Origin of the sequence: Enorma phocaeensis, from assembly GCF_016901575.1 — a bacterium.
Lineage (GTDB): Bacteria > Actinomycetota > Coriobacteriia > Coriobacteriales > Coriobacteriaceae > Limicola > Limicola phocaeensis_A.
This window is the reverse complement of sequence record NZ_JACJKQ010000058.1, coordinates 1-1,010: the sequence shown is the minus strand read 5'-3', so window position 1 is coordinate 1,010 and position 1,010 is coordinate 1. Positions and strand designations below refer to the sequence as shown.

Genomic DNA, 1,010 nt, shown 5'->3' with positions numbered 1-1,010 from the left:
GCAGGAACGGGAATGCGTTGTCACCGGCAAGGGCAACAAGCAGCGTCCTGTCTACTTCGACGCGCGGACCAAGCTGCATCTAACGGAATACCTGCGCTCCAGGAATGACGACAGTCCCGCCCTTTTCGTGACCCTGAGAGGAAGCAGGCAACGGATGAGTATCGGCGGCGTGGAGTCGCGTCTGCGAAGCCTCGGCAAGCGATCGAGAATCGATAGGGTACATCCGCACAAGTTCCGGCGAACGCTCGCAACGCACGCCATCGACAAGGGCATGCCCATCGAGCAGGTGCAAAAGCTCCTCGGGCATGCGAGAATAGACACCACCATGCACTACGCCATGGTGAACCAAAGCAATGTAAAGGCCTCGCATAGGAAGTATCTGGAATGAGACTGGGTGATGTTTGCACGAAGATAGGTAGTGGTGCCACTCCAAAGGGCGGCAAAGAAGCGTACAAGCCTTCTGGCATCCCTCTCATTCGTAGTCAAAATGTTCTCGACTGGTCGTTTACAAGCAATGGCTTGGCCTTCGTCGATGAAGGCCAAGCGGCAGCTTTAGCAAATGTCGAAGTCGAACCCCGTGATATCCTCCTGAACATCACGGGTGATTCTGTTGCCCGTGCATGCATGGTCCCCGACTGGTGTACACCGGCAAGGGTCAACCAGCACGTTTCTATTGTTAGGCCAGGCCCTGATCTCGACCCGACTTTCCTGCTCTGCTTCCTGCAGTCATCCAAACCCTTGCTGTTGAAACTTGCTTCCTCTGGTGCCACTCGTAACGCTTTGACCAAAGGAATGATTGGGGATTTGGAAATCGAGCTTCCAAACATCGAAACCCAACGCGCTATAGCCTCGCTCATTGGTCAGATACAGCAGAAAATCGTCCTCAACCAGCAGACAAATGATTATTTGGCTGCGATAGCCGAAGGCGTTTTCGAAGACTGGCTCCTCACGGCTGAAGGTGAACCAACACCGTTGTCGCGTTTTGCCTCGTTCAATCCATCGACGTATTC

General features: G+C 54.0%; 2 protein-coding genes. Both read left to right on the top strand.

Features of this window, described 5'->3' with window-relative positions:
• Positions 1 to 388 (top strand): tyrosine-type recombinase/integrase (locus tag H6A15_RS10170; RefSeq protein WP_204673640.1); only part of this gene is annotated, 388 nt, incomplete at its 5' end.
• On the top strand, positions 385 to 1,010 hold a 626-nt coding region (locus H6A15_RS10165), incomplete at its 3' end, for a restriction endonuclease subunit S (protein WP_204673639.1). The genes H6A15_RS10170 and H6A15_RS10165, both read left to right, overlap by 4 nt.